The sequence below is a fragment of the Deinococcus aestuarii genome, from assembly GCF_018863415.1.
In the GTDB taxonomy this organism is placed as follows: Bacteria; Deinococcota; Deinococci; order Deinococcales; family Deinococcaceae; genus Deinococcus; species Deinococcus aestuarii.
Genome location: NZ_JAHKSN010000036.1, coordinates 1 through 25,138, shown reverse-complemented (window position 1 = coordinate 25,138; position 25,138 = coordinate 1). Strand labels below are relative to the sequence as shown.

Annotated in this window: 23 protein-coding genes; 8 read left to right on the top strand and 15 right to left on the bottom strand. The window is 70.9% G+C overall.

The features are described from left to right. The coding region (locus IC605_RS23955) for a hypothetical protein (RefSeq protein WP_216329735.1) at positions 1 to 265 on the top strand (265 nt) is incomplete at its 5' end. 598 nt (positions 266 to 863) lie between these two features. Here IC605_RS23955 and IC605_RS23950 read toward each other — a convergent pair. Continuing rightward, positions 864 to 1,457, bottom strand: coding sequence for a hypothetical protein (locus IC605_RS23950; protein ID WP_216329733.1), 594 nt, complete (start codon positions 1,455 to 1,457; stop codon positions 864 to 866). A gap of 419 nt (positions 1,458 to 1,876) precedes the next feature. On the opposite strand from IC605_RS23950, the gene IC605_RS24960 reads away from it, so the two are divergent. Both IC605_RS24960 and IC605_RS23940 read left to right on the top strand, forming a co-directional pair. Further along, the gene (locus tag IC605_RS24960; RefSeq protein ID WP_246581248.1) at positions 1,877 to 2,533 is read left to right on the top strand and encodes a hypothetical protein; all 657 of its coding nucleotides are present in this window, start codon (positions 1,877 to 1,879) and stop codon (positions 2,531 to 2,533) included. A gap of 39 nt (positions 2,534 to 2,572) precedes the next feature. Continuing rightward, the gene (locus IC605_RS23940) at positions 2,573 to 4,927 is read left to right on the top strand and encodes a YecA family protein (RefSeq protein WP_216329731.1); all 2,355 of its coding nucleotides are present in this window, start codon (positions 2,573 to 2,575) and stop codon (positions 4,925 to 4,927) included. Between the two features lie 170 nt (positions 4,928 to 5,097). On the opposite strand, the gene IC605_RS23935 is transcribed toward IC605_RS23940, so the two are convergent. Further along, positions 5,098 to 5,634 carry a hypothetical protein gene (locus IC605_RS23935; protein WP_216329729.1) on the bottom strand — a complete coding sequence of 179 codons (537 nt, stop codon included), beginning with the start codon at positions 5,632 to 5,634 and terminating at the stop codon, positions 5,098 to 5,100. Between IC605_RS23935 and IC605_RS25495 the strand changes: the two genes are divergently transcribed. The 3 genes from IC605_RS25495 to IC605_RS23920 all read left to right on the top strand — a co-directional run bounded on the left by IC605_RS25495 (position 5,614) and on the right by IC605_RS23920 (position 10,569). Then, a complete protein-coding gene (locus tag IC605_RS25495) occupies positions 5,614 to 8,313 on the top strand; it encodes a DEAD/DEAH box helicase (RefSeq protein ID WP_216329727.1) in 2,700 nt (899 codons plus the stop codon). The two genes, IC605_RS23935 and IC605_RS25495, sit on opposite strands and share 21 nt — an antisense overlap. Then, positions 8,204 to 9,223 carry a hypothetical protein gene (locus IC605_RS23925; RefSeq protein ID WP_216329725.1) on the top strand — a complete coding sequence of 340 codons (1,020 nt, stop codon included), beginning with the start codon at positions 8,204 to 8,206 and terminating at the stop codon, positions 9,221 to 9,223. Before IC605_RS25495 ends, IC605_RS23925 begins: the two co-directional genes overlap by 110 nt. A gap of 65 nt (positions 9,224 to 9,288) precedes the next feature. Beyond that, complete coding sequence (locus IC605_RS23920; protein ID WP_216329723.1) at positions 9,289 to 10,569, top strand: hypothetical protein; 1,281 nt, start codon at positions 9,289 to 9,291, stop codon at positions 10,567 to 10,569. Positions 10,570 to 10,914: 345 nt separating this feature from the next. Here IC605_RS23920 and IC605_RS23915 read toward each other — a convergent pair whose 3' ends face one another. From IC605_RS23915 to IC605_RS23855, 13 genes are all read right to left on the bottom strand, one after another. After that, positions 10,915 to 12,243, bottom strand: a complete 1,329-nt coding sequence (locus IC605_RS23915; RefSeq protein ID WP_216329721.1) for an McrC family protein — start codon at positions 12,241 to 12,243, stop codon at positions 10,915 to 10,917. Then, on the bottom strand, positions 12,240 to 13,175 hold the full coding sequence (locus IC605_RS23910; protein WP_216329720.1) for an AAA family ATPase: 936 nt from the start codon (positions 13,173 to 13,175) through the stop codon (positions 12,240 to 12,242). The genes IC605_RS23915 and IC605_RS23910 overlap by 4 nt, the downstream gene beginning before the upstream one ends. Before the next feature lie 227 nt (positions 13,176 to 13,402). Next, positions 13,403 to 13,993, bottom strand: coding sequence for a hypothetical protein (locus IC605_RS23905; RefSeq protein ID WP_216329717.1), 591 nt, complete (start codon positions 13,991 to 13,993; stop codon positions 13,403 to 13,405). Then, positions 13,986 to 16,175: an Eco57I restriction-modification methylase domain-containing protein gene (locus tag IC605_RS23900; protein WP_216329715.1), complete on the bottom strand. Its 2,190-nt coding sequence runs from the start codon at positions 16,173 to 16,175 to the stop codon at positions 13,986 to 13,988. Before IC605_RS23900 ends, IC605_RS23905 begins: the two co-directional genes overlap by 8 nt. Beyond that, the gene (locus IC605_RS23895; protein ID WP_216329713.1) at positions 16,172 to 17,281 is read right to left on the bottom strand and encodes a DNA adenine methylase; all 1,110 of its coding nucleotides are present in this window, start codon (positions 17,279 to 17,281) and stop codon (positions 16,172 to 16,174) included. Before IC605_RS23895 ends, IC605_RS23900 begins: the two co-directional genes overlap by 4 nt. Before the next feature lie 82 nt (positions 17,282 to 17,363). Continuing rightward, entirely contained in the window at positions 17,364 to 17,669 is a 306-nt protein-coding gene (locus IC605_RS23890) for a hypothetical protein (RefSeq protein ID WP_216329711.1), read from the bottom strand. Next, positions 17,666 to 18,001 carry a hypothetical protein gene (locus tag IC605_RS23885; RefSeq protein ID WP_216329709.1) on the bottom strand — a complete coding sequence of 112 codons (336 nt, stop codon included), beginning with the start codon at positions 17,999 to 18,001 and terminating at the stop codon, positions 17,666 to 17,668. Before IC605_RS23885 ends, IC605_RS23890 begins: the two co-directional genes overlap by 4 nt. After that, the gene (locus IC605_RS23880; protein ID WP_216329707.1) at positions 17,998 to 18,363 is read right to left on the bottom strand and encodes a hypothetical protein; all 366 of its coding nucleotides are present in this window, start codon (positions 18,361 to 18,363) and stop codon (positions 17,998 to 18,000) included. The genes IC605_RS23885 and IC605_RS23880 overlap by 4 nt, the downstream gene beginning before the upstream one ends. Positions 18,364 to 18,393: 30 nt before the next feature. Beyond that, the gene (locus tag IC605_RS23875) at positions 18,394 to 18,624 is read right to left on the bottom strand and encodes a hypothetical protein (protein ID WP_216329705.1); all 231 of its coding nucleotides are present in this window, start codon (positions 18,622 to 18,624) and stop codon (positions 18,394 to 18,396) included. Beyond that, positions 18,591 to 19,148: a hypothetical protein gene (locus IC605_RS23870; RefSeq protein ID WP_216329703.1), complete on the bottom strand. Its 558-nt coding sequence runs from the start codon at positions 19,146 to 19,148 to the stop codon at positions 18,591 to 18,593. Before IC605_RS23870 ends, IC605_RS23875 begins: the two co-directional genes overlap by 34 nt. Further along, the gene (locus tag IC605_RS23865) at positions 19,148 to 20,170 is read right to left on the bottom strand and encodes a phage NrS-1 polymerase family protein (RefSeq protein WP_216329701.1); all 1,023 of its coding nucleotides are present in this window, start codon (positions 20,168 to 20,170) and stop codon (positions 19,148 to 19,150) included. Before IC605_RS23865 ends, IC605_RS23870 begins: the two co-directional genes overlap by 1 nt. After that, entirely contained in the window at positions 20,167 to 21,249 is a 1,083-nt protein-coding gene (locus IC605_RS23860; RefSeq protein ID WP_216329699.1) for a zinc ribbon domain-containing protein, read from the bottom strand. The genes IC605_RS23865 and IC605_RS23860 overlap by 4 nt, the downstream gene beginning before the upstream one ends. Positions 21,250 to 22,687: 1,438 nt before the next feature. Continuing rightward, positions 22,688 to 22,981, bottom strand: a complete 294-nt coding sequence (locus tag IC605_RS23855) for a helix-turn-helix domain-containing protein (protein WP_216329697.1) — start codon at positions 22,979 to 22,981, stop codon at positions 22,688 to 22,690. A gap of 33 nt (positions 22,982 to 23,014) precedes the next feature. Here IC605_RS23855 and IC605_RS23850 point away from each other — a divergent pair, with 33 nt between their 5' ends. Further along, a complete protein-coding gene (locus IC605_RS23850) occupies positions 23,015 to 23,680 on the top strand; it encodes a helix-turn-helix domain-containing protein (RefSeq protein ID WP_216329695.1) in 666 nt (221 codons plus the stop codon). Further along, on the top strand, positions 23,677 to 24,972 hold the full coding sequence (locus IC605_RS23845; protein ID WP_216329693.1) for a tyrosine-type recombinase/integrase: 1,296 nt from the start codon (positions 23,677 to 23,679) through the stop codon (positions 24,970 to 24,972). Before IC605_RS23850 ends, IC605_RS23845 begins: the two co-directional genes overlap by 4 nt. Positions 24,973 to 25,138 lie beyond the last annotated feature (166 nt).

The window sequence follows — 25,138 nt, the reverse complement described above, 5'->3', positions numbered from 1 at the left end:
CGGCGGTGCTGGGCGGCGGTGCTGGGCGGCGGTGCTGGGCGGCGGTGCTGGGCGGCGGTGCTGGGCGGCGGTGCTGGGCGGCGGTGCTGGGCGGCGGTGCTGGGCGGCGGTGCTGGGCGGCCATCTCGCGCCTGGGCGCGAGATGGCCGCCGCCCTGGAACAGGCACTGGCCGCTCGCGTCGTCGGCGCCCGAGCTGCGCTCGGGCAGGCGCAGGGAGCGAGGGGCACACGAGCAGGGCGGCAGGGGCTGAGAGCGTGGTGGTAGAGGGTGAGCGCCAGCAGGGAAGTTCAGGACAGTTGAAGTTGGCTGCCTTCATGCACCACACAACCAGCCCGCGCCAGGTGCGCCTCTTCCCTCCCGCCGCCTCGCCACCATGAGAGCGCTGGGGCTGCTCACACCGCGTGCACACCTACCCCATGAAATGTCAATCAGGCTACGTTCTGCCTCAGCGTGCAAGAGCCGCCCGCAGCGCCCACAGGGCGGGAAGGGAACGTGCAGGCACCTCCGCATACACCCCTAAGGAGGAGTCAAGCAGGTGCAGGACCACGTGGGTGGCTCTAGGGCGGCGCACTGGCGGCAGCCTCCCTGCCGGGCGAGCGGCCCCCGGGCCACGTCGCGCCGGGCCCCGGCGCGGGTCATCTCTCCCGCCCATGGTGCCGGGGGCAGGCCGCGGCGGACAGGGCGTGGCGGCGCCTCCCGGACCCACGAATGACGCCCTCCGGGCGGCCGGCCAGGCCGGCGGGCGCGGTACCCCCGGCGCGTGCCGGCGGCGCATGGTGTGCGGCGGTGAGTGGCGGACACTCCACCCACGCCCCGGTCTGGGCGGACATGGCGCGGCGCAGCGTGCGGCGGTGGACCCAGCTCAGCGCCGGCTGTACCTGCGAACGATGTTGGCGGCTCGCCCCTGGGTTTCCGCTCTGGTAGGGTCTCCAGCCGAATCAGGCCCACGACCGTCAGGGGGCGTGGTCGGCTGAGACCTGAATTTCACCGCCAGGGTGAGGCGATGAGCATCCAGCGCCCTGGCCCCGGGCCGGATGAAGAAGTCGAACTTTCCCTCGTCGGTGAGCTCGAACTGGAACTCCATCCTCGCGGTGGTCGTGAACTCATCCCGGAGAGGCGCCAGGGCACGCAGCCCAGCGGTGATGACCTCCGCGGCCTGCTGAAGCTGCCCGTCGGTGTCCGCCGGATTCGGGAAGGCAGTCGAGCGCTTCAGGGTGAAGGTCAGGCGCTGGGTGTCCGCACAGACCAGCTCGCCGCCTGGGAGGTCCCTGGGGATGGCGAGCACCTGAAGCTCTGGCGTGCCGGCACCCATGGACCGGCCTGTGGTGGTCAGCAGGTCGACCGTTACGGCCGTGACGTTCAGAATGCTGCTGCCCTCGACCAGATCGATGAGGTGTTGCAGCCTCTCCAGGACCGGACGGGCGTTCAGGGACGGGATGCTGCCGCTGGCTATCATGTGGACCTCCGGGGGAAACAGTTGTGCGTTCGTGTGGTGCTGGTGCGGAAGAACTGGGCCAGCCTGGGGCGAGGCATCAACCTAAGCTGTCCAGAACCGCCCATGCCACCGCCTGCTTGTTCCTTCTGTCTTTCGGGTCGGTCGTGGTCTTGCGCGGGAAAGGCGCCGCTGGCGAACGTGCTGCTGCAGAGGATGACCGAGTTGGAGTGCCCGGAGTGCGGGACGGAGGACGTGCCCTACGGCCACGTCCTCGAGCACTGACTCCCCTTGGTGTTCGGGGACGTTCGGCCAGGGTCGGATCCTCCCTCGCCCCGAGCAAGCCCACCGACCTCGAGGGACGGGCTGTAGCTCACCTGCCCCAGCACCTGTGCTTGGCCGCAGATAGGGCGGTGTGATCCCTCCTCGGGTAGGGTTCTGACGTGTCCATGGACATCTTCACGCAGGTGCGCGACATTCACGCCCTCCTGAAACCCTCACGCCCACCCTTGCTGCGCGGCCGCCAGCGCCACCCCTTCTGGCGCCTCACGGCGAGCGTACCCCTGCTATTGGACGTCGCCTTGCTCCTGACTACAGCCACCGCCTACATCCTCGTGAATGTCGAGGCCCCGGACCACACCGTGGTGTCGGTGGGCGTCGCGGTGCTGGGGCTCTTCCTCGCGCGGCTGGTCGCCTACCGCGTGGAGTACCAGCGCCTGACCAGCACCGCTGACCCCGAGGCGCACACGGCGCTGGTGGAGCGGAGCGCCCGCGAGGCGCTGGTCGCCCAGCGATTGCAGGTCTTCGACCTCAGAGCATTGGAGTACGTCCTGGCCGAGTACGATGCCCAGCTCGAGGCCGTCGACCGTTACGCGAACACCCTGCTGGGACCCGCGCGTGTCGGAGGCATCGTCGGCCTGGGCGCCCTGCTGCTGGGAACCTATGCCGGGGTGCAGAAGGTCACGGGCGCATGGACGCTGCCCCTGCTGGTCGTGCCCTTCAGCCTCGCCCTGGGGAGCTTCCTCGGTGTCGGGTCCTTCGACGGCCGTCGGCGAGCCCGGGCGCTCTTGGCGCGGGCAACGGCCCTGAAGCGGGCCTGACCACGGGGGCGCACGCAGGCGCACACTACGATGGCCGACATGGCCAGGCGTAAGAAAAAGCGACCTCAGCCCTTCAACCCCGAGACGCACCACCGCTGGCTGGCGGAGCAGCACGGCACCGTCGAGCGCGAGGTCCAAGCCCTCGTCGACCGGATCGCCGACAGCGTGCGTGCCCACGCGCCGCTCGACCTTCTCGCCAAGTGCCACCTCTACATGGGAGGCGTGCGCGCGGGCAAGCTCCTGGAGAGTCAGGCCTGGACCGACGATGTGGTGGCCCTGCGGCTGCCCGAGTACGTCCAGAGCGTCATCGTCGGCACACAGCCCACGGGCAGCGCTGAGATCATCGGCGAGACCTTCAAGGAACTTGTTGGACTCGTCGAGAAGCTGTACGTCAAGCTGACCCTGGAGTATGCCGTCACGGGCACGGCGGCCCGCCGGCAGGACATGCAGAAGTACAGCCAGCCGCTGGACTCGCTGCGAACCCAGCAGCACATGCGCTGGCTGGCGGTGCGCGGCCAACGCTACATCCAGCACGACTTCGAGTTCCTGCGCCGGTTTCTCACCGGCCACAGTGCCCAGTTCGAGCGGATGTTCGGCATGGGGGCGGAAGAGATCGTCGCGGGCCTGGAGAAGCTGAACGCCTCGCTGAGCGGTGGGGCTTTCGACGACGGGACGTCCGGGCTCCGGGAGGAGTGGATGCGCCGCTACATGGCCGCCGTGGAGGAGATCGGCATGCGGGAGGCGGCCGGGGACGACGGGCCGTACCCCACCCCCGAGGAACTGGCGGACCAGATCAGCCAAGAGCTGGGTGTCAATCCCCTGACGCCTCCTGATCCGGTGGTCTTCACCGCGCGTGCCACCAGTGGTGCGCCCTTCGACGTGCTGGCCGTCACCGGCCTGCCTGAAGCCCTGATCTCCCGCCTCGCGCTCGCCCCCGGAGAGGCGCCCGAGTTCTTCTCCGGGAACCATCCCGGGTGGCCGGACCAGCGGCTGCCCGTCATGTCGCGGCCATTCCTGAGGTTGGGGAAACGCTACTACGCCTTCGAGACCGCGACGTTCTTCGACCACATCTACCACAACCTGCGCGAGGCCGTGACCGGGGGGAATCAGGGGCTCGAGAAGCGCTGGGAAAAGCAGCAGCAACAGGACACCGAGCAGGCCGCCCTCGACGTGCTGGAGGAGCTCCTGCCGGGCGCCACCCGGCAGGGGGCCTACTACTACGAGTACCTCGACGAGGCGAGCGGTGAGACGCGTTTCGCCGAGGCCGACGGGTACCTCCTGTACGCCCGCCACCTGGTGCTCGTCGAAGTCAAGGGCGGCCGCGCGTCGCACCGCGCGCCGAGTGAGAGGCTCTCCGGCTACCTCAACGCCATGGGCCGGGTCACCGCTGACCCGGTGGACCAGGCGGCGCGCTTCTTGAAGGAGTTGGCGCGCACGGGTGAGGTCGTCCTGCGAGACCAGCACCGCAATTCGATCGGCACGCTGAAGGCGACCGACTTCGACCGGCCTTACGTCGTCGCAGTCACCCTCGACTACGTGGGCGACGTCACCGCGAACCCGCAGGGGCAGACGGTGCTGCGGGTCGGGCAGGACCACCCCGCCTGGATCGTCAACTTCGGCGACCTGTGGATCACGCGCGACCTCGTCGCCCACCCGGTGCAGTTCCTGCACTTCCTCGACCAGCGGGCAGCGGCGCAGCGTGTGCCGGTGTTGCAGGTGCACGACGAGCTTCACCACCTCGCGCTGTACTTCCGCGAGAACCGTTACGCCGGGAAGTACGCGCGCGAGTCCCGGGCCGACCGGATCTTCATCGCCGGCGTCACGGACGACTTCGACGCGTACTACCGCGGCCTGCCCGGCGCAGCCCGGCCCGGGCAGCACCTGCCGCCGCTGTTCGGCGAGATCGTGACCGCGCTCGCGGCCTCGACCGCACCGGAGCACGTCCGCGCGGGCAAGTACCTCCTCGACCTCCCGTTCGATGTGCGGGCGGGGCTCGAGGGACGGCTGCACTCGCTGACGCAGGGGCGCACGGGGGTGGGTGTCGGGGGCGACCGTCCCCTCACGCTGTTCGCGCGCCCCGCCGGGTCCGACGACACGGCCGAGTGCCGGAAGTACGCCCTGGCGACGATGCGCGTCGCAGGAGATGCCGAACGGCATCTCCTGCGCGTGACGCTCGACGGCGCCCAACAGGTCGCTGGCGTCACGCCCACCTTCCTGACCCAAGCCGACGTCGCTGCAGCGGACCCGGACGAACTGCAGCCCCTTGCGTCACGCCTCGCCGCCGTGGTCCTGCCCCGCGCGGCGCGGGTGGGGCGCAACCAGCCCTGCCCCTGCGGGAGTGGGCGGAAGTTCAAGAAGTGCTGCGGGAGCCCTGCGCCGCGGCCCACCTTCTGACTCACCCCGAGGAGCAGGATCGCAGGGCAGCCCCCAGGTTCACTTCGAGTGTCCTCTACCGTAGTGGGGCGACATTTTCTGTTGCAGGCAAAATAGCCTACCCCACCGCTTCATTTGACAAGGGTTAGAAGCGTGAGCCATGATGCCCACTGGCGTAGAAGGCGCCCGGTCTACCGGGCTCCGGAGATGAGTCTCCTGCCTCCGCCACCTTCAAGGAGCCGAGAGAGAAAGCACCGTCCCGCGTCCGCACGTCCGCCCATGACCGCGCCAGCCGCCTGCTGGTCAGGGAGGTTCCCATCGAACCGACGCCGCATCCCCGCTTCGCCACCCAACGCGAGCTCCGCCACACCGACGCTTACCTGCTGGCCGTCGGGCAGCGCCCCCGCGAGCTCGCCACCCGGCACTTCATCGAGCTGCCCGGTGCCCCCGCCCTCCGCCCGCTGCGCCAGCACGCCGCGGACCTGCTGCGCGAGCGCCTGCTCGCCGCGGCGTCCCCCGTCCTCGCCGACCTTGAGGACGTCGAGATCGGCGAGGACGGGCTGGCCCGACTCACCTACGCCCCCCTCGCCACCGGCTTCCCGGCAGACTCGGTCTTCCGCGAGCGGCCGGGCACCGCTCGCGCGTGGCGCGCCGAGCAGACGCTGCGCCTGGTCCGGTCGCTGCGCGCGGCCCACGCCCACGGCCTGGTGCACGGCCACCTCGACCACGCGCACCTCACGCTGAGCGCCGACCGGCAGGAACTCCGCCTGGTCGGCCTGGGCGCGGCCATGCTGCGCCTCCCCGAGCCCGGGCGGCCCTTCCCTACCCGGCGGGGCGATCTGCGGGCCCTGAAGCGCCTGGTCCCGCAACTGCTCACCTGGCAGGAGGAGCCTGGGGCGCTCCACGAGGTGTCCAGGGAGGTCCTCGGCGCCCTCGCCGAACTCGACGCCGACGACCCCTCCCGGCGCGTCGCGGCCGTCGCCGCCCTTGAAAAGGCCCTGGACGCCCTGGCGCTGCCGCTGCTGCAGGACTACGGCCTGGACTTCCACCACGGGAAGCTGCGCGAGACCCTGGGCGTCCTGGGGATGAGCGCCACGGCCTTCGAGGCGGAGTTCTCCGGGCGCCTGCGCGGCCGCAAGCTGCCGCCCGCCCCCGACAAGCCCCGCCGCTACGAGCTGTTCACGCCGAACCTGCGCCTCTACCTGCTGCCCAGCCGCGCCGCCCACCGCGCGGGCGACCTGTTCGTGGCCGGCGTGGAGCGTGCCCAGCCCGATCCGCGCGACGTGGGCAAGCTCAGCGAGCTGTGCGTGCGCTTCGACGAGCACGCCAGCAGCCGCTACATCTGGCAGACCCTGGACGCGGCCGTCCCACCCGAGCGGCTGGACCAGCGGGTGGAGGCCTGGCAGGGCTACGAGGTGGGGCAGTTCGTGCTCGGGCGCGAGCGCGAGGAGATCGAGGCGCGATTGCACCTGCGCGTCCGCTACGAGCGCGTCGACGAGGGCGACGGGGACCACGCGACCCTGCGCCTCGCCCACGCCACCCGCTGGAACGACGAGGACGGCCCGGCCCTGGGCCGCGCCTGGCGCGACGCCTTCCGGGAGGCGGACGAGGTCTCGCTGCGCCGGGACGGCCACCCCGTCGGCCGGGGCACCGCCTGGGACGGTGACGACCTGCGGGTCGCCCTCGAGCGCCGGGCGGAGCTGCCCGACCACGGCGAGCTTGAGCTGATCGACTGGGGCCGCCAGACGCTGCTCGACCGCGCCACCCGCGCGATGCGCGACCTGCGCGAGGGACGCGCCGCCAACCCGCGCCTGCCCTGGGTGCTCGTCGACCCCGCGCGCGCGGGGGTAGGCGACCCCACCCCGGTCGCGGCCCTCTACCAGGACCTGCAGCCCGCGGACGAGGTCGGGGCCCTGATCGGGCGGATGCTCGCCGCGCCCGACCTGTTTACCCTGCAGGGCCCGCCTGGCGCGGGCAAGACGACCACGATCACCGAGCTGATCCTGCACGAGATCGCCCGCAACCCCCGGGTGCGCATCCTGGTCACCTCCCAGTCGCGCGCGGCGGTCTCCAACGTCTTCACCCGGCTCGACGAGCTGCGCCGGGACCGGCGTGTCCGGCTTCCCCGCGACTTCCTGACCTACCGCGACGACCGCACCGAGGCCCAGTCCCCGGAGTTCACCGCCTGGGCGGACGGGGTCCGCGTGCGCAGCCGCGCCGCGGGTCACCCCGCGCTGGGGGAGTGGCGCCAGCAGGTGAAGACCCAGGCGGTCGAGGACGAGTACCTGCGCGCGGTGAACGTCTACGGGGCCACCCTGATGCGCCTGCCGCGCCTGCTGCGGCGCCTCGACGATCTCGACGCCTTCGATCTGGTGATCGTGGACGAGGCGGCCCGGGCCACGCTGCCGGAGTTGCTCGTCGCGATGCTGCGCGGCACGCGCGTCATCCTCGTCGGCGACCACAAGCAGCTCCCCCCTCACCTCGAGGACCTGCGGCGCGAGCAGCTGCGCGACGCCGGCTACGACGAGCGGGACGTGAAGCGCTCGCTGTTCGAGGAGCTCTTCACCGGCGTGCCCGGGGCCGCGAGGCCCGGGCTCCCCGAGGCGCTCACCCACACCCTGGACACCCAGTACCGGATGCATCCCTCGATCGCCGCCATCGTCAGCCGCGCGTTCTACGGGGGACGGCTGGCGACCGGGCCGCTGCGCGACCGCACCCTGAACGCCGACGGCCTGGGCGGCAAGGCCCGCGCCTTCTGGCTGGACCTGCCGGGCCGGGCGGTCAAGGACGGCACGAGCTGGCGCAACCCGGAGCAGGCGCAGGGGGCCCGGCGGCTGTTGGAGCGCCTCGACGGCGACCTCGCCCGGCGGCGGCCCCCCGCACAGCCCCTGACCGTCGCCGTGATCTGCGCCTACCGGGCGCACGTGCGCGAGGTGCGGCGCACCCTGCAGGGCCTCTCCCTGCGGCACCTGGAGGTCGTCGTCAACACCGTGGACGCCTTCCAGGGGCAGGAGCGCGACGTGATCGTCTACGCCAGCGGCCGCCCCCTCACCGCCAGCCCCTTTGTCGCCGACCCGCAGCGCCTGAATGTGGCGTTCTCTCGCGCCAAGCGGCTGCTCGTGGTGATCGGCGACCGCGAGGCGAGCCTGGGCTCGGGGCAGCTCCGGGCCGTGGCGTCTCTCTTCCCGCCGCTTCCGGCGGCCTACCAGCAGGAGGTTGTGCGTGCAACACCGACCCGAGACCGTGACGATCGCCAGAACGAAGGTCCGCGTACCGTACTGGCTGTGGGTGGGCGACGTGGAGCTGAGCCTGCAGGAGACGCTCCCGCCGCAGGCGAAGGCCGTCCTCGCCGCCGTGGGCGCCGGCGTCCGCACGGCGGCCGACGTCCAGCGGGTTCTGGGGGTTGAGCAGCCGGCCTTCGCGATGGACGTGCTGTACCGCCAGCTGGAACTCGGCCTGCTGGAGACGGCCGGGGGCGCCCTGCAGCTCACCGCGCCGGGGCAGGACGCCCTCACCCTGGGCCGCGCCCCCACCCGCTGCCGGGAGACCCTCAAGCTGCTCGTCGACCCCGCGGGGACGGTCGTGGACGCCACCCGCGTCCGCCACACCGGCCGTCGCCACGCCGACCTGCGCCACGGCGCGCAGCCCGAGGTGACCGTGGCCCGGGTGCAGGACTTCGTGAACGGCCAGCGGGAGTGGCGCGAGAGGGATGCCATCGTCACGGACGTGAGCGCGGACCGCCTCGAGCAGCGCATGGTCACGCACGGGGCTCACGCCCTGCTCGACCTGGACGCCCGCGTCTGGCGTAACGTCCTCCTCGACCGCGGCGGGCAGCCCTCGGAAGAGCTGGACGCCCTGGCCGCCCGGGTGGACTGGCCGGAGCTGCTTGACCTCGGTCCGGCCCCCGCGGGGCAGCCCCCGCTCTGGGAGGTGTACGCCGAGGGGGCGATGCTCGAGGAGGACGCCCGGCGCCGGGCGCGGGACCTCGTGGAGGGGGCCCAGCGACGGCTGCACGTGGTCGGCTGGGACCTCACCGGGCAGGGCACCCACGCCTACGCCCGCGCGCTGGGGCGCGTCCCCGGCCTGCGCGTCACCGCCGAGCTCGCGCAGGTGACCGACGACTGGGAGAAGCTCAGGGCGCAGTTTGGCGCACGCGTCACCGTGAAGGCGGGACCGAGCCGGGCCGCGCGCCTCGTCGCCGACGACCAGGAGCTGCGCGCCGCCCGCACCTGGGTGCCCATGAAGGAGAAGGGCCTGCAGGGCCGGACCATCACCGTTGCCCACGTCGGCGCCGTGAGCCTGACCGTGCCCGCCTGAAGACGCCGCGGGGCGGCCCGTCGGCCGCCCCGCCCGACCTGACCCCATTCACCCGAGGAGGACCGATGGCAGAGAACGCCCAAGCGCTCCGGCAGGCCCAGGTCAACGTTCCCTTTCAGGCGCGGCGCAGCAAGGGCCGCGTCGTCCAGGACAGCCCGTACCGCGTCACCAGCTTCACGCTCTTCGCCTCGCGCGAGGCGTGCGACCTGTGCGACCGCCCCCACCAGGCGGAGCGGCAGGTGAGGATCGACACGGGGGACGGCGAGGTGCGCGCGGGGCTCACCTGCCTGCGGCAGGTCTCCGGCATCACCGAACGGCGGATGGAGAAGCTCGCCGAGGGCCAGGCGGGCATCGCCCTGCGGGTCCACCGGCTGGTCGGCGGCACGTTCGAGGACACGCGCGAGATGATCGAGCGGCTGCGCGCCGGGGCCGAATACCTCCTGGCCGGCACCCGGCACGGGGAGCAGATTCTGCAGGACCTCGCCGGCATCCAGCACCGGGCGGGGCAGGCGGCGATCGGTGACGGCGACGTCGAGCGGCTGCGCCAGCTCACCGACTACCTCGTGCTGCTCCAGGACGCCCGCGCGCACCCCGAGTTCCACCGCGCCCGCGTTCAGGCCTTGCTGGAGGACCCGGCGCCCGGGGCAAGCGCCCACACGGCCGACCTGGCCCGGCTGCCCCTGACCACACCCGAGGCCCTGACAGTCGATGACGTTCAGCGGCTTCGCCGGGCGATGCGTGAGGTCGGCCGCCTGCAGTTGCCCGCGCGGCACACGCCCGAGGTGAATCCCGAGGACCATCCCAGCCGCGAGGCTTACCAGGAGGCGCTTGGGCAGCACTACACCCGGATGGTGCGCGCGGGTCAGCCGCTGGGCAGCACGCTGCAGGGGCAGTACGACCTCGTCCACTTCGACTCCTGGGGACGCCGGGTCGCGCTCGACGACCTGGTGGGGATGTTGAAGCTGCCCTGCGTGGTGCCGGTCTACGACCACCCGGCGCTGCAGCGCCCCGAGCTGCAACTGGACGGGGCGCAGGCGCTGCGGCTGCTCGAGCGGCGCACGGGGCAGGCGATGCGGGAACGCTTCTGCGCGAGCGGCACCAGGCGGCTGGTCGAGATCCGCCGCGACCACCCCGATCGGCGCGCCGACGACCGCGGCCGGGAGCGCCCGGCGCGGCCCGAGGACCGGGTCCCGGTGCCCTGCTGGTTCGTGGGCTTCTGGCTGGAGGACCCCTGGAGCCCCGTGTTCCCGCTCTGGCAGGCTCACGGCGGCCGCGCAGCCCTGCTCGCCTTCCCGCTTGCGGAAGAGGCGAGTTCCTCTGGTGCCTCCCGCCGCCACCGTCACTGAGCTGACATCAGCAGGAGAGGGCGGGGGACCGAAGTCCCCCGCCCTCTCCTGTCTCATTTCTCGGCCGTCTCGGTGTGTGTCCGCAGCCCGTCACACACCAGGTTCAGCAGCGCCGCCGCCAGCGCCTCCTTCTTCTTCCGGTTGCCCAGTACCTGCAGCGCCATCTTGCTGTACGTGGTCTGGCCCCGCGCTGCGACTTTGGCCAGCTCGCCCTGGAAGTCCCCCAGCGCGGACTGCCCCCCTGTGTGCACCCGCGCCCGAACGCACAACGTGTCACTTTCCAGCAGCAGTCACACGAGGTGCTCTGCGGGCTCCACCTGCTTGGGCGTCCGGACTCAGGACCCTTCAACTGCTTGCAAGCCCGAGTTCCGACGCGCCTGCCCCTTGGGCAGTCGAGGCAAGGCGACGCCGCACGAACCCGGCGAGACGTTGGGCGAAGGCGTCGAAGCCCTGGCCACTGACCCCCCGGCATTCCACAGCGACCCCCAGGATGGTCTGGTCAGCGATTAGGATGGTCTCGAAGACCTCGCACTCGCCTGCAGGTCGCACTGGCACCCCTTCCTGCCTAGGGTAAAGAAGGATCAGCGTGCTGGCTCCCGCGGCCCGCATGAAGGCGAGAGACTCGTAGACGTCAGCCTCGACGATGCGGGTGGACCGGTCGATTCGAGTCTTGTACTTTGCGTCCAGCAACATCGCCGCGGAAGCTGCGGTCATCACGCTGATATCGGGCTTCACGTTCAGGGCGCGACCGTTGCGCAGGCCCAGCTGGAAGGATGCCTGGTCATCCACCAGGTGCTCGGGGAGCCCTTGCCTGAGGGCAGCCAGAGCCACGCTCTGCCAGGTGCGCCAAGTCTGCAGGACGAAGCCGGGCGCCTCAAAGGCCGCGCCGCTGTAGCCGACACCGTAGCCGCGCAGGACCTGCCCAGCCAGATCGAACAGGGGCTGCCAGTGCCGGTGGCGGCTGGGCAGCAGGCGGGGACGTGCGTCGACAGCCCGCAGGTCCTGGGGAGACAGGGCACTGATCGCACGGCGCATCTGCGCGCTCACTTCGGGGTCGGCCACCTCGGGGAGCAGCGCCCGGAAGGCGGCCCAGATCGTGGCGTTGTACCCGTTGGTGCGCTCAAAGAAGCTGCCCTCCAGCCGGAAGCCGTCCTCGGTGGGCAGCAGGAGGGTCTCGGAGTCGAACTCGCCGTCCAGGGAGAATTCGTGCCAAACGCGGCGGCGATACTGCCGCAACGGCCGCCGCTGGTGGGGCCAGAACATGCCCAGCATGGTCTGCGCGATAAAGGTCGCGAGGTCCCCACGCTCCCCCACGCCGCTGGCTAGCGCCTCGGAGGGGAGCACCCGGCCGTTCTCGGCTAGGGTGGCGAAAAGCAAGAAGTCCTCATGCCAGCGCGTGTCGGCGCTGAGGAACTTGGGCACGACCTCCACTTCGACTCCTGGGGCCACACGCAGGATGCCGGCGCAGTCGTGCACCCGCACGTCACGGCCACGAATGTCGATCAGGCCCTCTTCCACCCCTAGCAGCTTCACCAAGCGCTCGTCCAACTCGTGCAGCACCGCTACGGCCTCCGCGGCTCCTGTTCCCAGACGCTCGGCCAGGGTCCCCACGAAGTCGGGGGCCCACCCGTACTCCGCCAGGGTCAACCGCTCGGCTGCGCCGGGTGTGGTCACGGGTGGGACGGGGCCGCCACCGCGCGCAGGAGGCGGTAGAAGTCCTGGGAATCGTCCAGGGGGCTGCGCACCAGCCGGGACACCGACTGCCCGGCGAAGGTCGTGCGCTCGAGGCGAAAGGGGTGCTTCACCGTGGAGCTCCCACCGACGTTGAGCGCGGCCGCGACCCCGGCGACGTTGCCGTAGAACATCTCATCAATGTGGCCCATCAGCCGGTCCCAGCCGGCCCGGACGTAAGCCACGCCCGCTTCCATGGGATCACCGACGCCCGGGACGGGCACATTGCTCCCCAGGAACACACCATGCCCCATGCGGAAGTCGTCGCCGCGCCCCAGCGCCAGGCGCCCGTTGACCGCTTCCCACGCCAGGACCACGGCGGCATACACGTCCCCTGCCGTCACGGCCGGGTCAGGCAGCGCCGCGGGCAGGCTGGAGAGACCGAAGTGGTCGAGCAGCACCCCACGGTCGGGTTCCAGGCGGTAGGGCACGAAGCGCCGCAGGAACGCCGCATCGAGCGGTTCGACCGAGGCGTCGGCAAGGTTCATCACCGCGAGCAGGTAGAGGTCGTGGGCCAGCGCGTAGGGTTGCTGCTTCCCCTCGTCGTCGAGGAGCTCGAACTCCAGCGTCCTGCCCAGCACCTTCTGCCCGTCGGGGCCCAGGCGCTTGTCGCCTTCTATGGCCGCAATAGTGCTGCCAAAGATTTTGACGGCGGGGCCGCGGTTGATCTCGTCCACAATCACCAGGGAGGCCCCATCCTTCTCCTTCGCGTGCTCGTTCGCGCGGTAGAGCGTGCCCTTCGTGACCTGGAGCGCGACGCCGCTCGCAGGGCCGTTGACCCGGGCGGCCACCCCACGCATGAAGTCGCGGTAGACGGTGGTCTGGTCAAATGTCGTGGAGAAGACCTTGCGGTCGCCGCGGGCCGGACTGGGCATCCAGGTTGGGAGGGCTGGCGTCGTGTGCGGGGGAAAGGGGACACGGCCAGGGGCGTACTTCGGCGGCCCGCCGGCCAGTCCCGCCGTGGCCTCGAACAACAGACCGACCTCGGCCAGAAGTGTGGACTTCCCGGTGCCAGGAGGTCCCAGCAGGATAACGTTGCGGTGGTCGCGTAGCAGCTCGAGGACGCGCTGGGCATGCGCCGAGGGCAGTGGGGGGCCTGCGGTCACAGCCTGGCCTCCCGGCGCTCATAGTCGATGTAGCCCACCACGCGCTTCTGCCCTTTGCGGTTCGCCACGGCGGTGAGCAGGGGCGTGGCTACGTCCGCGTGCCACCCCCTGATCTCGGCATCGCTCGCGAAGTAGAGGTCGACCTGCCCGTCCTCGCGCTGGATGAACACGACGAGGTAGGTGTCCTTCCACTCGGCCGGAAGCTGACTGATGAAGTGCTGAAAGGGCGGGATGCTGTGCAAGGTCGGGATGCGCCCCTCGCTCTTGCGGGAAGGGGTGGGCGGCTCCACCCGGAGATCGACCTGCGCCCACCCGCTGGCCGTCTGGTAGTTGAGCGTGCCGTAGCGGATGGGCTTGAGCTCCATCCCCGTCGTGCCCCGCCGGGGCTCCTGCTTCACGGTGGGGAACAGGCGGGCCAGAACGCTCTCCAGGGGCTTGTAGGGGAAGCGAAGGTCACGGGCACCACCACCGGTCGTGGCCGTGTTGGACTGGTTGAGCACCTTCTTCGCGTCGGCTTCGGTGAACTCCACGAAGACGATGCGGGCGGTCTCGGCGGGCTTTGTGTAAGGAAAGACAGGATCAGGCATGAGTGGTCTCGGGCAGCCGCGCGCGGTAGGCGCCCGCGTGCTCGGCGGGCACGTACGCAAGTGCCCCGAGCAGGCGGGCGCGCTGGACGCGCTCGGCGTGCTGCCCACACCTTACTTCCCAGCGCCGCGCTGCGGTGGCGAGAATGAGGTCCCGCGTGACGGTCGACCCTGCCTCCCCAGGAAGAGCGGGCTGACCACGGTCCAGCAGCGGAAAGTCCTCCAGCATCAAGCTCAGCGCGTCGAAGCCCAGGCCATAGAGTGCAGCCACGGCCACATCAACCTCCGCCCGAAGTTCGCCCCGGCGCCAGGGGTCGGTCTCACCCTCGAGCTGCAGGACCAGTTCGGCCACACGCTCGGCTTCCACGCCCTCTGGCCTTGGCACCGGCAGACCCAGCAGGATGAAGAAGTTGACGGTGGTGGTGAGGACCCGGCGCAGCAGCCAGTCGAAGGGCAGGCTGTTCATCACGCCCAGGAAGAGCTCGGGGCGAATCTCGGGTCCGTCGACCGCCCCCTCGAAGGTCACGGTGGGCACCTTGTTGCCGCACACCACATCGGCTGGAATCCGGGCGGCCATCATGGCCCGCTCGTTGGTCTGCCCGGCGATGTCGCAGAAGCCCACCCGGGCCAGGGAGACCCGGGCGCGCATCGCTGAGCGCAGGGCCCGAGGCGAGATCCGGAACTGGGGCACCACCTCGGAGGCAAAGGGGGCCTGGGGACGCCACAGCGCGCTGCGTCCGGTGCCGCAGACGTACGCCTTGGCGCCAAAGTGGTGCTGCTGCACCATGCGGCCCTCGATCACCGGCAGCAAGCCGGGACGGGGCTCGGTCTCGAAAGCGTCCTCGTCGCGGGTCATGTCCACTTCCCGCACAATCTTGGGCTGCCAGCCGGCGCCGGGGTCATCGAACGTGGGCGCGGCGCGATACATCTGCGCGAAGGTGGCCCACTCCGCGTCAGAGCGGACCTCGGGTGGCGACAGGTCAGGGCGAGCTGCGCGGAGGTCGGCCAGGTTGATGTGGACGCTGTCGGTGACTTCGACGCCCTCCCCCTGGCCCCGGGCGTGGTGCAGGGTCAGGGCGTGGACCGGATTGCCCTCAGCCAGGTAGGCGCGCAGGGCCAGGAACTTGAAGCGCGTGTCGATGGCGAAGAACCGGGTCTTGTTGTCGAGGACCGCCATCTCCACCGAGGCTGAGCGCTCGAACAGGTGCTGGCGCAGGTCCTCGGTGCCCTGCGCGCGGATCAGGCCTGCCGGGACGAGGAGGGCGACCTGACCCTCGGGGCGGGCGAGTTGCAGGGAGAGCTCGAGGAACGCCTTGTACAGGTCAGCCTCGGTATCGCCCTGGAGGGTGTAGAGCTCGCGCAGGGTGCGGACGTACACCGCCATCTTCGTGCGCTCCTGCTCCAGCGCGGCGTGGTCCTGGCCCACGTACCCGGACCCGTAGTGGCGCTGGATGCCCTCGGCCAGCAGCAGCTCGTGCCGCGTGACCTTGAGCTTCTCCCAGGGTGGATTGCCCACCAGCACCTGGAAGCCGTCGGGCACCACCCGCCGCCACCCCGCTTCGCCCAGCAGCAGACTGTCTCCGCGGTGCAGGCGCCCAGCCATGGCGCGGATGGCCGCGAGGTCCGAAGTCAGCGAGGCGAGCGCGAGCGCCGCGCCCCGGAGCGCCTCCCCCGACAGGTCGGCAGCGTGCACGCTGTGGGCAACAAAGCGGCGCAGCGCTTCAGGGTTTCCCGCGCTCAAGTGCAGCCCCAGCGCGACCAACAGGATGCCGGTGCCGGAGGCCAGGTCCACGACACTCTGCTCCACGCCGCCTTCCACCTGGCTCGCCAGGAACTGGGCGAGCCGGAAGTCGGTGAAGTAGGCGCCGGCCTTGCGCTGCTCCGCGGCGCTCAGCGGGGGGCGCGCCAAGCTGGTCAGGGCCAGCGAGGGGTGGATCGGGACGTGCTGCCGCAGCACCTCGACCAGCCTACGGGCATGAGCCAGAGCGGTGCCGGAGGCCAGGGTTCGGCCCAGTGGCATGGCCTCGTGGTACCCCTCGAGGTCGAAGCCGCCCAGCAGGCTGGCGGCGGCTTCCAGCACCTCCATGCGTTCCGCGTGGCTGACAGCCCCCTCGCCCGCCAGCCGTTCCAGGCACAGTTCGGCGGGGGCGAGCAGTTCCTGCTCGTAGGGGCGAGGCGCGCTCATCGGCCCCTCCGGTCCAGCTCCAGCAGGTACTCGTGCACGCCGTCGGCGTTGTCGCTCGCCTGCTGGTTGGGCCGGTAGCGGCCGATCTCCCCGAGCTCATGCACCCGCAGCTCTCCGAGGGACGACAGCGCCTGGCGCAGGGCGTCCAGCGCCACGTGGCCTTCCGAGCTGTACGACAGGAAAACCCGCTGGGCTTGGGCCTGTTCGATCAGCCGCGTCAGTGCGCCCAGGGCCTGGGTCTTGTAGCAGTACGCTGAGGCCTTGTTCTGCCAGGGGCGCAGGCCGGTCACGCCGCCCACTTCGGGTTCGTCGCCGTGGGCGATGGTCTCCAGAATGTGGTAGTACGCGGCGTACTGCCGCTTGGTGTAGGGGGGGTCGAAGTAGGCGACGTCCCGTTCGGATTGCGGAACCAGGGCGGCGTCGCCATGGTGAACTTCCAGCCGACCGGCCTTGCCCAGCAACATCCGGGGCTGGAGTTGGAGGGGCTGAAGCGAGTTCGAGTTCCAGCGCCGCAGGAAGCAGCCGTAGGTGCCCGCGATGTTGGCCACCCGGCTGGTCGCCGCAATGAGATCACCCAGCAGCAACGCCTCCTCCCACGCCGTGATGGTGCCCTCTGCCCGCCACGTGTGCACCTGCTGGCGCACAGCGTCGATCTTGCCAGCGTTGGCCTCGGTGAAGTACATGCGCTCGACGGGGCCGAAGGCGGCAGAGGCGGGGCTGTACTCCCGCCAGATGAACCCCTGCGCCTCTTCCAGACCGTTGAGGACCTCCAGCGCTTTGATGTAGCCCCCCAGGCCCTGGAAGGGCACGTCGGCTTCCGCCAGGCAGCCCGCCGTCGCCATGACGGTCGCGCAGTGCAGGGTGTCGTTGACGCGCACGTGCCAGCCCCGCTGGGCAGCCTCACGGGCCACCGTCCCCGTGCCAGTGAACGCATCGACAAAGAAAGCGCCGGGGGCGGGAGGGCCAACCAGGTCGAGGATCAACTGGACGACGCGCGTCTTGGCGCCCAGGTAGCGCACGGTGCTCGATTTGCCGTTGATGGGGGCGGCCGCTACAGCCTGCGCCGCGGTGGGGAGTGGAGGAGGCGTGAGGAGCCGTGAGGTCATGCTGAATGGATTGTAGCCCGCGTCAATGTGCGGGTTTCGCTATTTACGGAATCAGAGGCGACCGGTCGTACATGGGAGGGGGTTAGCCTGAGCAGGCTGCCGCCCATGATCTCAGCGCGGAGCGCCACGTGCCTTCAGCCACGCCAGTGTTGCCGGCCAGTCGCGCGCGCCCCACGACGCGCTGCCGGTAGCCGTCCTCGAGCACCTGCGCCAGCACCCGCTGCTCGGGCTGGGGCGGCTCTACCGGCAGGGCGCGTACGGGAACCGCGACCACCGGCGCTAGCCTGAGGTTCTGTGTCGTCACGTCCTGCCTGCACACGGGCACCAGGGTATCGCCCAGAGAGTCGCTGAGGAAGACCCGCCCGGGACCCTGCGCGCTGTCGCTCACGGCTCCCCCTCCCGCAGCGGCGCCAGCTCACCGGTCTCCGGGTCGCACCACACTAGGGCGGCGCGCAGCAGCGCCGCGAGGGCGTCACGGTCCTGGGCAAACTGGCCCCGCCCCAGGTAAATCACGAACGCCTCCCGCTCCTCCAGCCAGACCACACGCCAGGCCGAGAACGCCCCTGGGTCCGCGGAGGCCGCCTGGTCTGCCGCCTCGAACGCCCGGGCCGCCGCCCGCACCTGCGCCGGGGTCAGCTCGGCGGCCAGCAGGTGGCAGCCAGGGTGCACGGGCAGGCCAGCGCGCTCCAGATCTTCCAGGGTGACACGGCCTGGCGTCATGGGTCCTCCTTCGGGTGCAGGGGCTTCAGGGTGCCAGTCAGGGGATCGGTGTGCCGACCGGCCGCCACGAGCAGGGCCTCCAGCGGGTCGCCGGCCTCGTACCAGTCCCCCAGGCCCAGGTAGGTGATCCACAGCGCCTCCCCCCGCACCCGGTAGACCGGCCAGCCCACGCACGGGACCCGGACCGTGTGCACCTGCTCGCCAGCCCCCAGGTACGCCCGCACCGCCGCCACCGTCTGCGCCTGCGAGAGCTCGGCGGCCAGCGTGTAGTGCCCGGGCGTGACGGGCAGGGCGTGCATCCGGGCCAGGACCCGCAGGATCCGCCCGCTCGGGGTGCTGGCCATTCCACCGTTCTCGGTCATCGCTGACTCCTTTCAGGACAGGTTGAACTGTCAGCTGAAGGTGAGCTGGCCCCAGCGAATGCGGTGTTCGAGGCGGTCGATGAACCCGGGGGCCAGAAGGTGCGCCAGCAACTGGCTATCCACGCCCTCGATCACGCGCAGTTGCTCCGCGAAATACTCCTCGGACGCCTGCTCGTACCCGGCATAGAGCTCCTCCCAGAACTGCTGGCGGGCGTCCTGACCCCTGCTTAGGGCGACCTGCGGTCCCGTCCGTGCTCCCACACCACCTCCAGCGGCAGCGGGACCCCATCGTCCTCAGCGTAGGCCCGCACCACCAGGCGCTCCCGGCCCTGGCCAACCGTCACCAGCACTGCCTGGGGGGAGACCAGCGCCCGGTGCCTCGCCTGCCGCCACAGGGCGTGGTCGGCCGACTCAGCCGCCGCCAGCCCGTCCGCGCGCATCACCCAGCTGCCCACCCAGTCCAGGTCCTCCCCCGTGCTCATCCGGGCCGCGTCGACGGCCCCCAGCACGTAGGCCCCGTCGATCGCGAGCGGGTCCCCCGGGGGCAGGTAGCCCGGGTACCCGGCGGGGAGGACCAGCCGCACGTGCAGGGTCTCCCCCTGGATGCGCCCAATCAGAAAGCCGCTGCGGGCCACGCCAGCGGTCGCCAGGTGCGCAATGAGGATCTCCCGGCACCCCGGCGCGAAGACGAGCCGTTGCAGGGGCACGAAGTCGCCCGACTGGTCCACGGGCGCTACCAGGCCCAGGAAGCGGCGGTGGGCCCGGCTGAGCGGTGGGCGCACCATCACACGCCACCGCCCGGCACTGTGGTGCGGGCTGGTCGGGAGGCGCAGGCCCCGGCGGAACTGGCCGCCCCCCCTCCTGTGTCCCAGCTCCCACCCGGCCGCCACACCGGCCCGCCCAGGTGCAGGGCGCGCTCCACCGTGCAACGGAGGTACTCGCCCTGGTCGAACTTGTCGCGCGCCAGGCCGCTGCGCCGCAGAATGCGCATGATCTGCTCGGCGTCCTGCGAATAGAACCGCAGCATCCGGGCGAGGGCAAAATCCGCCTCGCTCCGCGACGGGTAGGTCGAGGTGTCCCCATCCAGCAGCGCCCGGGCCCGCTCGCCGTTGCGCGCCGCCAGCAGCCGCGCCAGAAGCGCGTCATCGTCCTGGGAAGGCCCCTCGATGGGCCGCGGCGACGGTTCCGACACCTCCGCGGGCCACAGAGGCCCCAGCACCTCCCTCGCCTGCTCCAACCTCCCAAGCCGGGGCGGCCGACCGGGCAGGCCGCGGCCCGTCACCGTCACGTACCCGGCGGCGAGGAGGTCCAGGCCCCGCCTACGCCGGTTGGCCCGCAGCTCGCCCCGCAGCCACAGGTGCAGGCCGCCGCCGGACGGCGACCACTCCAGGTAGCCGGGGACACCATCAAGCGCCGCCCGGGCTGAATGGGACAGGTCGTCGAGGTCGAGCACCACCAGGCCGCACCCGGGCGTGAGGCTCACACCGATGCCCGCTGCCCCGTAACGCCCGGCCAGCTCAAGCGCCTCGGGCAGGGGCAGCCCACCACGCCGGGCGTCGGTCGGCCGCAGCTCGCCGTGACGCGGCAGGGCGGGCGCCTTGCCCAGGCCACCCCCCGCACGCGGGCGGGCCACCCAGGGAAACCAGGGGCGGGCCTGCAGCCCGGTCGGCAGGACGGCCACCAGCCCGGCCAGGGAGGGCAGTCCCGGCCTCGCCGGAGCGTGACGCCCGTCATACACGGTCAGGGCCGGACGAGGAGGGAGACCGCGGGCGGCGGCCCTCCCCCGGGCGGTCGGGGTGCCGATCACCGGCGCCTCCGTCCGCGGGGGCCCTGACCCCGGCGCACCTGGCCCCAGTAGCGGCGGACCAAGTTGCGGGCCGCGTTGACGTGCGCGTCCATGCTGTGCCCGCAGCCGCAATGGAAGTGCGGGCCGACTCGCGTGCCCAGGACGTGGCGCTGGCAGAGACTGCACACCCGGCTGGAGTACGCGGCGCGCACGCGCACCACCCGGATGCCCCGGGCGTAGGCCCGCTGGGGCATCCAGGCCTGGTGCCAGTCGGCGACGGCCCGCCCCCGGGCCAGACCGGGGAAACGCGACGCGAAGGTTGCGTAGTCGAGGTCCTCGAGCACCACAACCCGGGCGGTGGACAGCATCTGCAGGCCCGCGAACTCGATCGAGGCCCGCGCCGCGGCGTACCCCAGGACCCCGGCAAACTCCCCCACCCCGGCGGGCTCGCCCGGCGGCACGACCGGCTCCCGGACGTCCCACGTGGTGATCGTGGTCGGGCCACCCACCGCCGTGACCAGCGGGGACAGCCCGATGTCGGCGCCCACCACGTCGACTCCCCGTGGCAGGGTCCAGCGCGCGCCCTGGTCGAACGCCAGCACGAGGAACCACTGGCCGGTGTGGTTGACCAGGCGGGTCCCCACGCGCAGCCAGGGCAACGTGACCCAGTGGTCGTCCACGAGGTCCACGCCCGTCGCCAGCTGGCGGCCCGCGGCGACGGCGGCGCGCACGTCCCCCAGCCACCCGGCCTCCTGGGCGGGCGTCATGGGCGCGAGGAGCCGGGTCATCAGGGGGTGCGCCCCCGGGTACTGCCGGTAGACCCCCCGGGAGGCCGTGACGAGCGAGGCGTACTCCTGCTCGGGCAGGCGGTGGAACTCTCCGGCCAGGTGCAGGGCCCCCAGCCGGATCAGGCGGTCGTGGACCAGGGCCTGATCGTCGAGCAGGGGCCGCGCGGGGCGATACACCCTGCCCCCCCGCATACCGATGTGGACCTCGTCACTGCGCTGCAGGTCTCCCTGCATGATGGCCGCCGTGACCCCGGGGTAGCTCACCCGGTCGATACGGACGACGTATGTGCTGGTGATCTCTTGGCTGCCCATTCTGCCTCCTGCGCCGGGGGCATCTCTGCCTCTCTCCGGACACCAGGGCATATCCAGGTCCTCCTGCTCCTGCTCCGTTCCAGAAGACCGCGCTGGCTCTCCTCCCCTGGGGAAGACCGCACCCGACCCCAGACTGGGTGCAGACTGCGCCACCTGTCACCAGCGCGCCGGAATGACCCAGCACCGTGTTCTGCCCGGCCTTCACAGCAGGACAGACCTCACGGCATGTCGAGGCCCCGGCCGCTGCCTGAAGCATTTTCAGGAGCCAGCCAGCAGTGGGCGTGTCAGCAGCCGTAGCAGCTGATCTATCGGCGGACTCAGGCCCGGTGCCCTCGGATTTGGAGAACGTGGGAGTGCAGCCAGTTAGTCCGAAGCCAGTAGGCGGGCCCACAGCATGCGGTAACACCGCCCGAGCCAGACTGCCAACTGCCCAAATACGCCGCGGGTCAATTCCCGCTCGCTCACCTCCCGCTGCACCCCACGGGTGAGGACCTCTGCCGCTGGTGTAGCGGCCACGTCACCACGCTGCAGGCCAGGGGCGGCGTGAGCGCCGGGCTCAGGTCGTACCCTGGGGCTGAGCTGTGACGCTGACCCCGGTATCACCGATGCCCCCCGCACCACAAGCTTCCGGGCGGCTGTCGGGGGCTGCCGGGGCAGGTTCTGCATCCACAAGGTGCGGGGGAGGCCACGGTGGCCCAGACCCCGATTGATGGCCAGGCCAGCCACCACGGCGTCCAGCGCGGCCAGGTACCTGGGATCCTGCGGTCCGCGAGCCCTGAACGCTTTGAACCCGGCGTGTGCAGGTTTGCGGAGGTAGCCGGCGAGCCGGGTCAGTCCCCGGATGTCGCCGTCACGCACAACAGGGTGGCTCAGGCGCCGCCGACGCGCCCGCACGAGAACGCCATCCGGTGTGACGTGCTCCCAGCAGTCACCCACGGTGGGAGACGAGCCCGGGGGCACCATGAGGTGCAGGTGCAGGCGACCCCACACGCCCCCACCGCGTTCGAGCTTCCCTATGAGCGGGACGTTGCCGAACATCTGGCGCACGAAATCCCGAATCGCTGCCACGGTGTGCGGGTTGTACGGGTTGCTGTCTGGCCCATCGATCGTCATGATCACGTGTTGCCAGGAAGGTCCGAGCGCCAGCAGGCGCCGCACGTGCGCCTCACTGCGTACCCATGACCGGCGCTTGCGGGGTCGCAGTCGATCGTCGGGGAAACGTCGGTCTGCGGGCCCCTGGGAGAGCTCTGGTCGGCGAATGGTCCCGGGGCGCGCGAGGGGCAGCTGGACGACAGGCGACGCAACCACCAGTTCGGTGGTGGGCTGCTCTGCACCACGACTCGTCAGGCGGCTCAGGGCGCCGATCACCACGCCAGCACAGCGACCCAGCGCCATCCAGGCCCGGTGCAGATGGTGTGTGACCCGGTCCAGCACTGGGCTAGTCGGCGGCCTGATCATCGGCGCGCAGGTTGGTCCGCGCGCGGGCATAGAACGCCTCCATCAGCTGACGGCGTGAGTAGCGCCAGCCGTTGCCCAGGCGCCAGCACGGGATCTGCCCCGACCGGGCGAGTGCCAGCAGCTCGGCCTCACCGATGCTCAGCAGCGCCGCGGCCTCATGTGTTCGGAGGATCTGATCCTGAGTGGGGGTGGGTCCCTGCATCTGGTTCAGCTGCTGCTCCAGCCGTGTGATCAGCTCTGGCAGACGCGCGAGGAGGGCGAGGTCGAACACCATAATCGTGTTGTATCAGATTAGTTATGCTATTGTATGAGTATGGGACAAAAATCCGCAACTGTACTTGGGCTAGACGCCCATGCAGCAGGCCAGTTCATCCGACAGCGCCGAGTGGCCTTGGGCCTCACCCTGGCACAGGTGGTCGAACAGACCACGCTGCCGAGTACCCAGTACCTCAGCGGCCTTGAATCTGGCCGCACCCATGTAGGGCGCAGCCGACATCTCCCCGGGCTGGTCACTGCCCTGGCGCTAACCCCAGACGAAGTGAGTCAGCTAACAGGTACGGCATCTCCGGCCGCGACGACGCACGTCCGGGAACAGCCTGTGGCCGATGCCTGGATCGCCCGTCCTCTGATTTCGGCCGTCATCCTTACCAAGTCCACAGGCACCCGCTTCTACATTCTGCCCGACGCGCAGGGCAGGTTTTCGCAGACCCGTGTGGACGTCCAACGGGGAGTGGAGCATCCGGCGACGGATCTCGTCGTGATTCGCGTGAATCACGACGAGCAGACGCTGGAGGGAGGACGCCACTACATCGTCAGGCGGCGCCAGGGCGATGGGTTTTCCAGCCACTTCGAGCGCGCCCTTGCGGTGACTACGAAGGAGAACATTCCTCACCTCGTACTTGGAGATGACCTCCTCTCGCCGGAGGAGGTGGTCGTGTTCGGCCGGGTCATCTCCGAGACTCGGTTCCTGTGAAGGCAGCGCCTACCCGAAGAAAGCCCGCCACCCCAGCAAAACAGCAGCGTGGCAAGATCGGTCTGCCCTCGATCGTCGAGCGCGCGGACGGTCGCTGGGCGCTGACTGTCGAACTCGCGCCCCACCCGGACGGCAGACGCCACCGCCTCCAGCGCACCTGCGCCACGCGTGAGGAGGCCCTGGAGGCCGCGCGCGCCATCAACTACCAGGCAGCGCAGCGGCTGCCCCGGCAGGCCCGCGACCTCACCGTACGCCAGCTGCTGGCTCACTGGTCGGCGCGTCAGCCGGTGGGCGAGCACAGTACCTCTGTGAACCGGGCGTGGCTGATCACCATCATCGAGAGCAAGCTTGGTGACCGTCCCGTCATGAAGATAACGGCCACGGAGGTGCAGAACCTGCTCGCGGACCTCGCCCGCGAGCAGCGGGCTCCCAGCACGGTCGCCAAGTGCCACCGGCTGCTGCGTACCGCCCTGCGAGACGCCGTGGCCCAAGGGGTCCTGGCGGCCAACCCGGCCGACACCCTCAGGACACCAGCCGTCCCCTCACGGATTCAGGACGAGGCCTGGACCCAGGAGGAGGTGGCCCGGATCGTGCGGGCCGCGCGGGGCAGCCGGATTCACGCCCTGGTCATCGTCGCCCTGTCCACCGGGGCGCGCCTCGGGGAGCTGGTAGGGGCTCGCCTAGAGGACTACGATCCGCAGACGGGCACCCTGAGCATCGAGGGCACCGCCAAGCGGGGCGGGGGCCGGGGCAAGGGGAAGACTGCGGCCGCCCACCGGCAGTGCCCTCTCCCGGTGAGCGCGCAGCGGGTGATGAGGGTGCACCTCGGGCAGGTGGCCCAGGCGCGCGCGGACGCGGGGCCCCTGTGGGGCCAGCGGCAGGAGACGACCGAGGAGACCCGGCGCAAGCAGCAGGAGGCGAGCCGCCGCCGCGCCGCACGGCCGCTGCCCGCTGGCTGGATCCCCGCGTCCCCGCCGGCAGCCCCCTACGAGCCGCTGTTTCCCACCGCGAACGGGACTCCGTGGCAGCCGGGCAACGTCCGCAAGCACTGGGCGCAGGTGCTCGAGGCTGCCGGACTTCCCTTCCGCCGCTTCCACTCCATCCGCTCGGCGTTCATCACCGCGGCGCTGCAGGACGGCAACCTGAGCCTCTCGGACATCCAGGCGACGGTCGGCCACAGGTCGCCCCAGATGACCCTGCGCTATGCCCAGCGGGTGCGGGGCCGTCAGCAGCAGGTGGCCGCCGCGGCCGCACGTGGCCTGGGACTTGATGCGGCCCTGGAGGAGACCTGAGCCAGGGCCTCCCGGAGCCGATGACTTTGAAACTTTCCAAAAGAATAGACCTCCTGCGAAAGTCAGGCTGAGCGGGCGACGGTGAGGTTGCAGAGGGCGGCGATGAGGTGTAGACGAAGAGCAAAGCGGCGTCTGCGGTGTCGGTAGACCTCCTTGAGGACACGAA

Excerpts from the sequence above, each read along its gene's own strand:
- IC605_RS23860 (WP_216329699.1), bottom strand. The coding sequence starts at position 21,249 with ATGGGCAGCCAAGAGATCACCAGCACATACGTCGTCCGTATCGACCGG.
- IC605_RS23905 (WP_216329717.1), bottom strand. The coding sequence starts at position 13,993 with ATGCCTGATCCTGTCTTTCCTTACACAAAGCCCGCCGAGACCGCCCGC.
- IC605_RS23910 (WP_216329720.1), bottom strand. The coding sequence starts at position 13,175 with ATGCCCAGTCCGGCCCGCGGCGACCGCAAGGTCTTCTCCACGACATTT.
- IC605_RS23895 (WP_216329713.1), bottom strand. The coding sequence starts at position 17,281 with ATGACCTCACGGCTCCTCACGCCTCCTCCACTCCCCACCGCGGCGCAG.
- IC605_RS23885 (WP_216329709.1), bottom strand. The coding sequence starts at position 18,001 with ATGACGCCAGGCCGTGTCACCCTGGAAGATCTGGAGCGCGCTGGCCTG.
- IC605_RS23880 (WP_216329707.1), bottom strand. The coding sequence starts at position 18,363 with ATGACCGAGAACGGTGGAATGGCCAGCACCCCGAGCGGGCGGATCCTG.
- IC605_RS23900 (WP_216329715.1), bottom strand. The coding sequence starts at position 16,175 with ATGAGCGCGCCTCGCCCCTACGAGCAGGAACTGCTCGCCCCCGCCGAA.
- IC605_RS23920 (WP_216329723.1), top strand. The coding sequence starts at position 9,289 with ATGGCAGAGAACGCCCAAGCGCTCCGGCAGGCCCAGGTCAACGTTCCC.
- IC605_RS23940 (WP_216329731.1), top strand. The coding sequence starts at position 2,573 with ATGGCCAGGCGTAAGAAAAAGCGACCTCAGCCCTTCAACCCCGAGACG.
- IC605_RS23950 (WP_216329733.1), bottom strand. The coding sequence starts at position 1,457 with ATGATAGCCAGCGGCAGCATCCCGTCCCTGAACGCCCGTCCGGTCCTG.
- IC605_RS23870 (WP_216329703.1), bottom strand. The coding sequence starts at position 19,148 with ATGGTGCGCCCACCGCTCAGCCGGGCCCACCGCCGCTTCCTGGGCCTG.
- IC605_RS23855 (WP_216329697.1), bottom strand. The coding sequence starts at position 22,981 with ATGGTGTTCGACCTCGCCCTCCTCGCGCGTCTGCCAGAGCTGATCACA.
- IC605_RS23850 (WP_216329695.1), top strand. The coding sequence starts at position 23,015 with ATGAGTATGGGACAAAAATCCGCAACTGTACTTGGGCTAGACGCCCAT.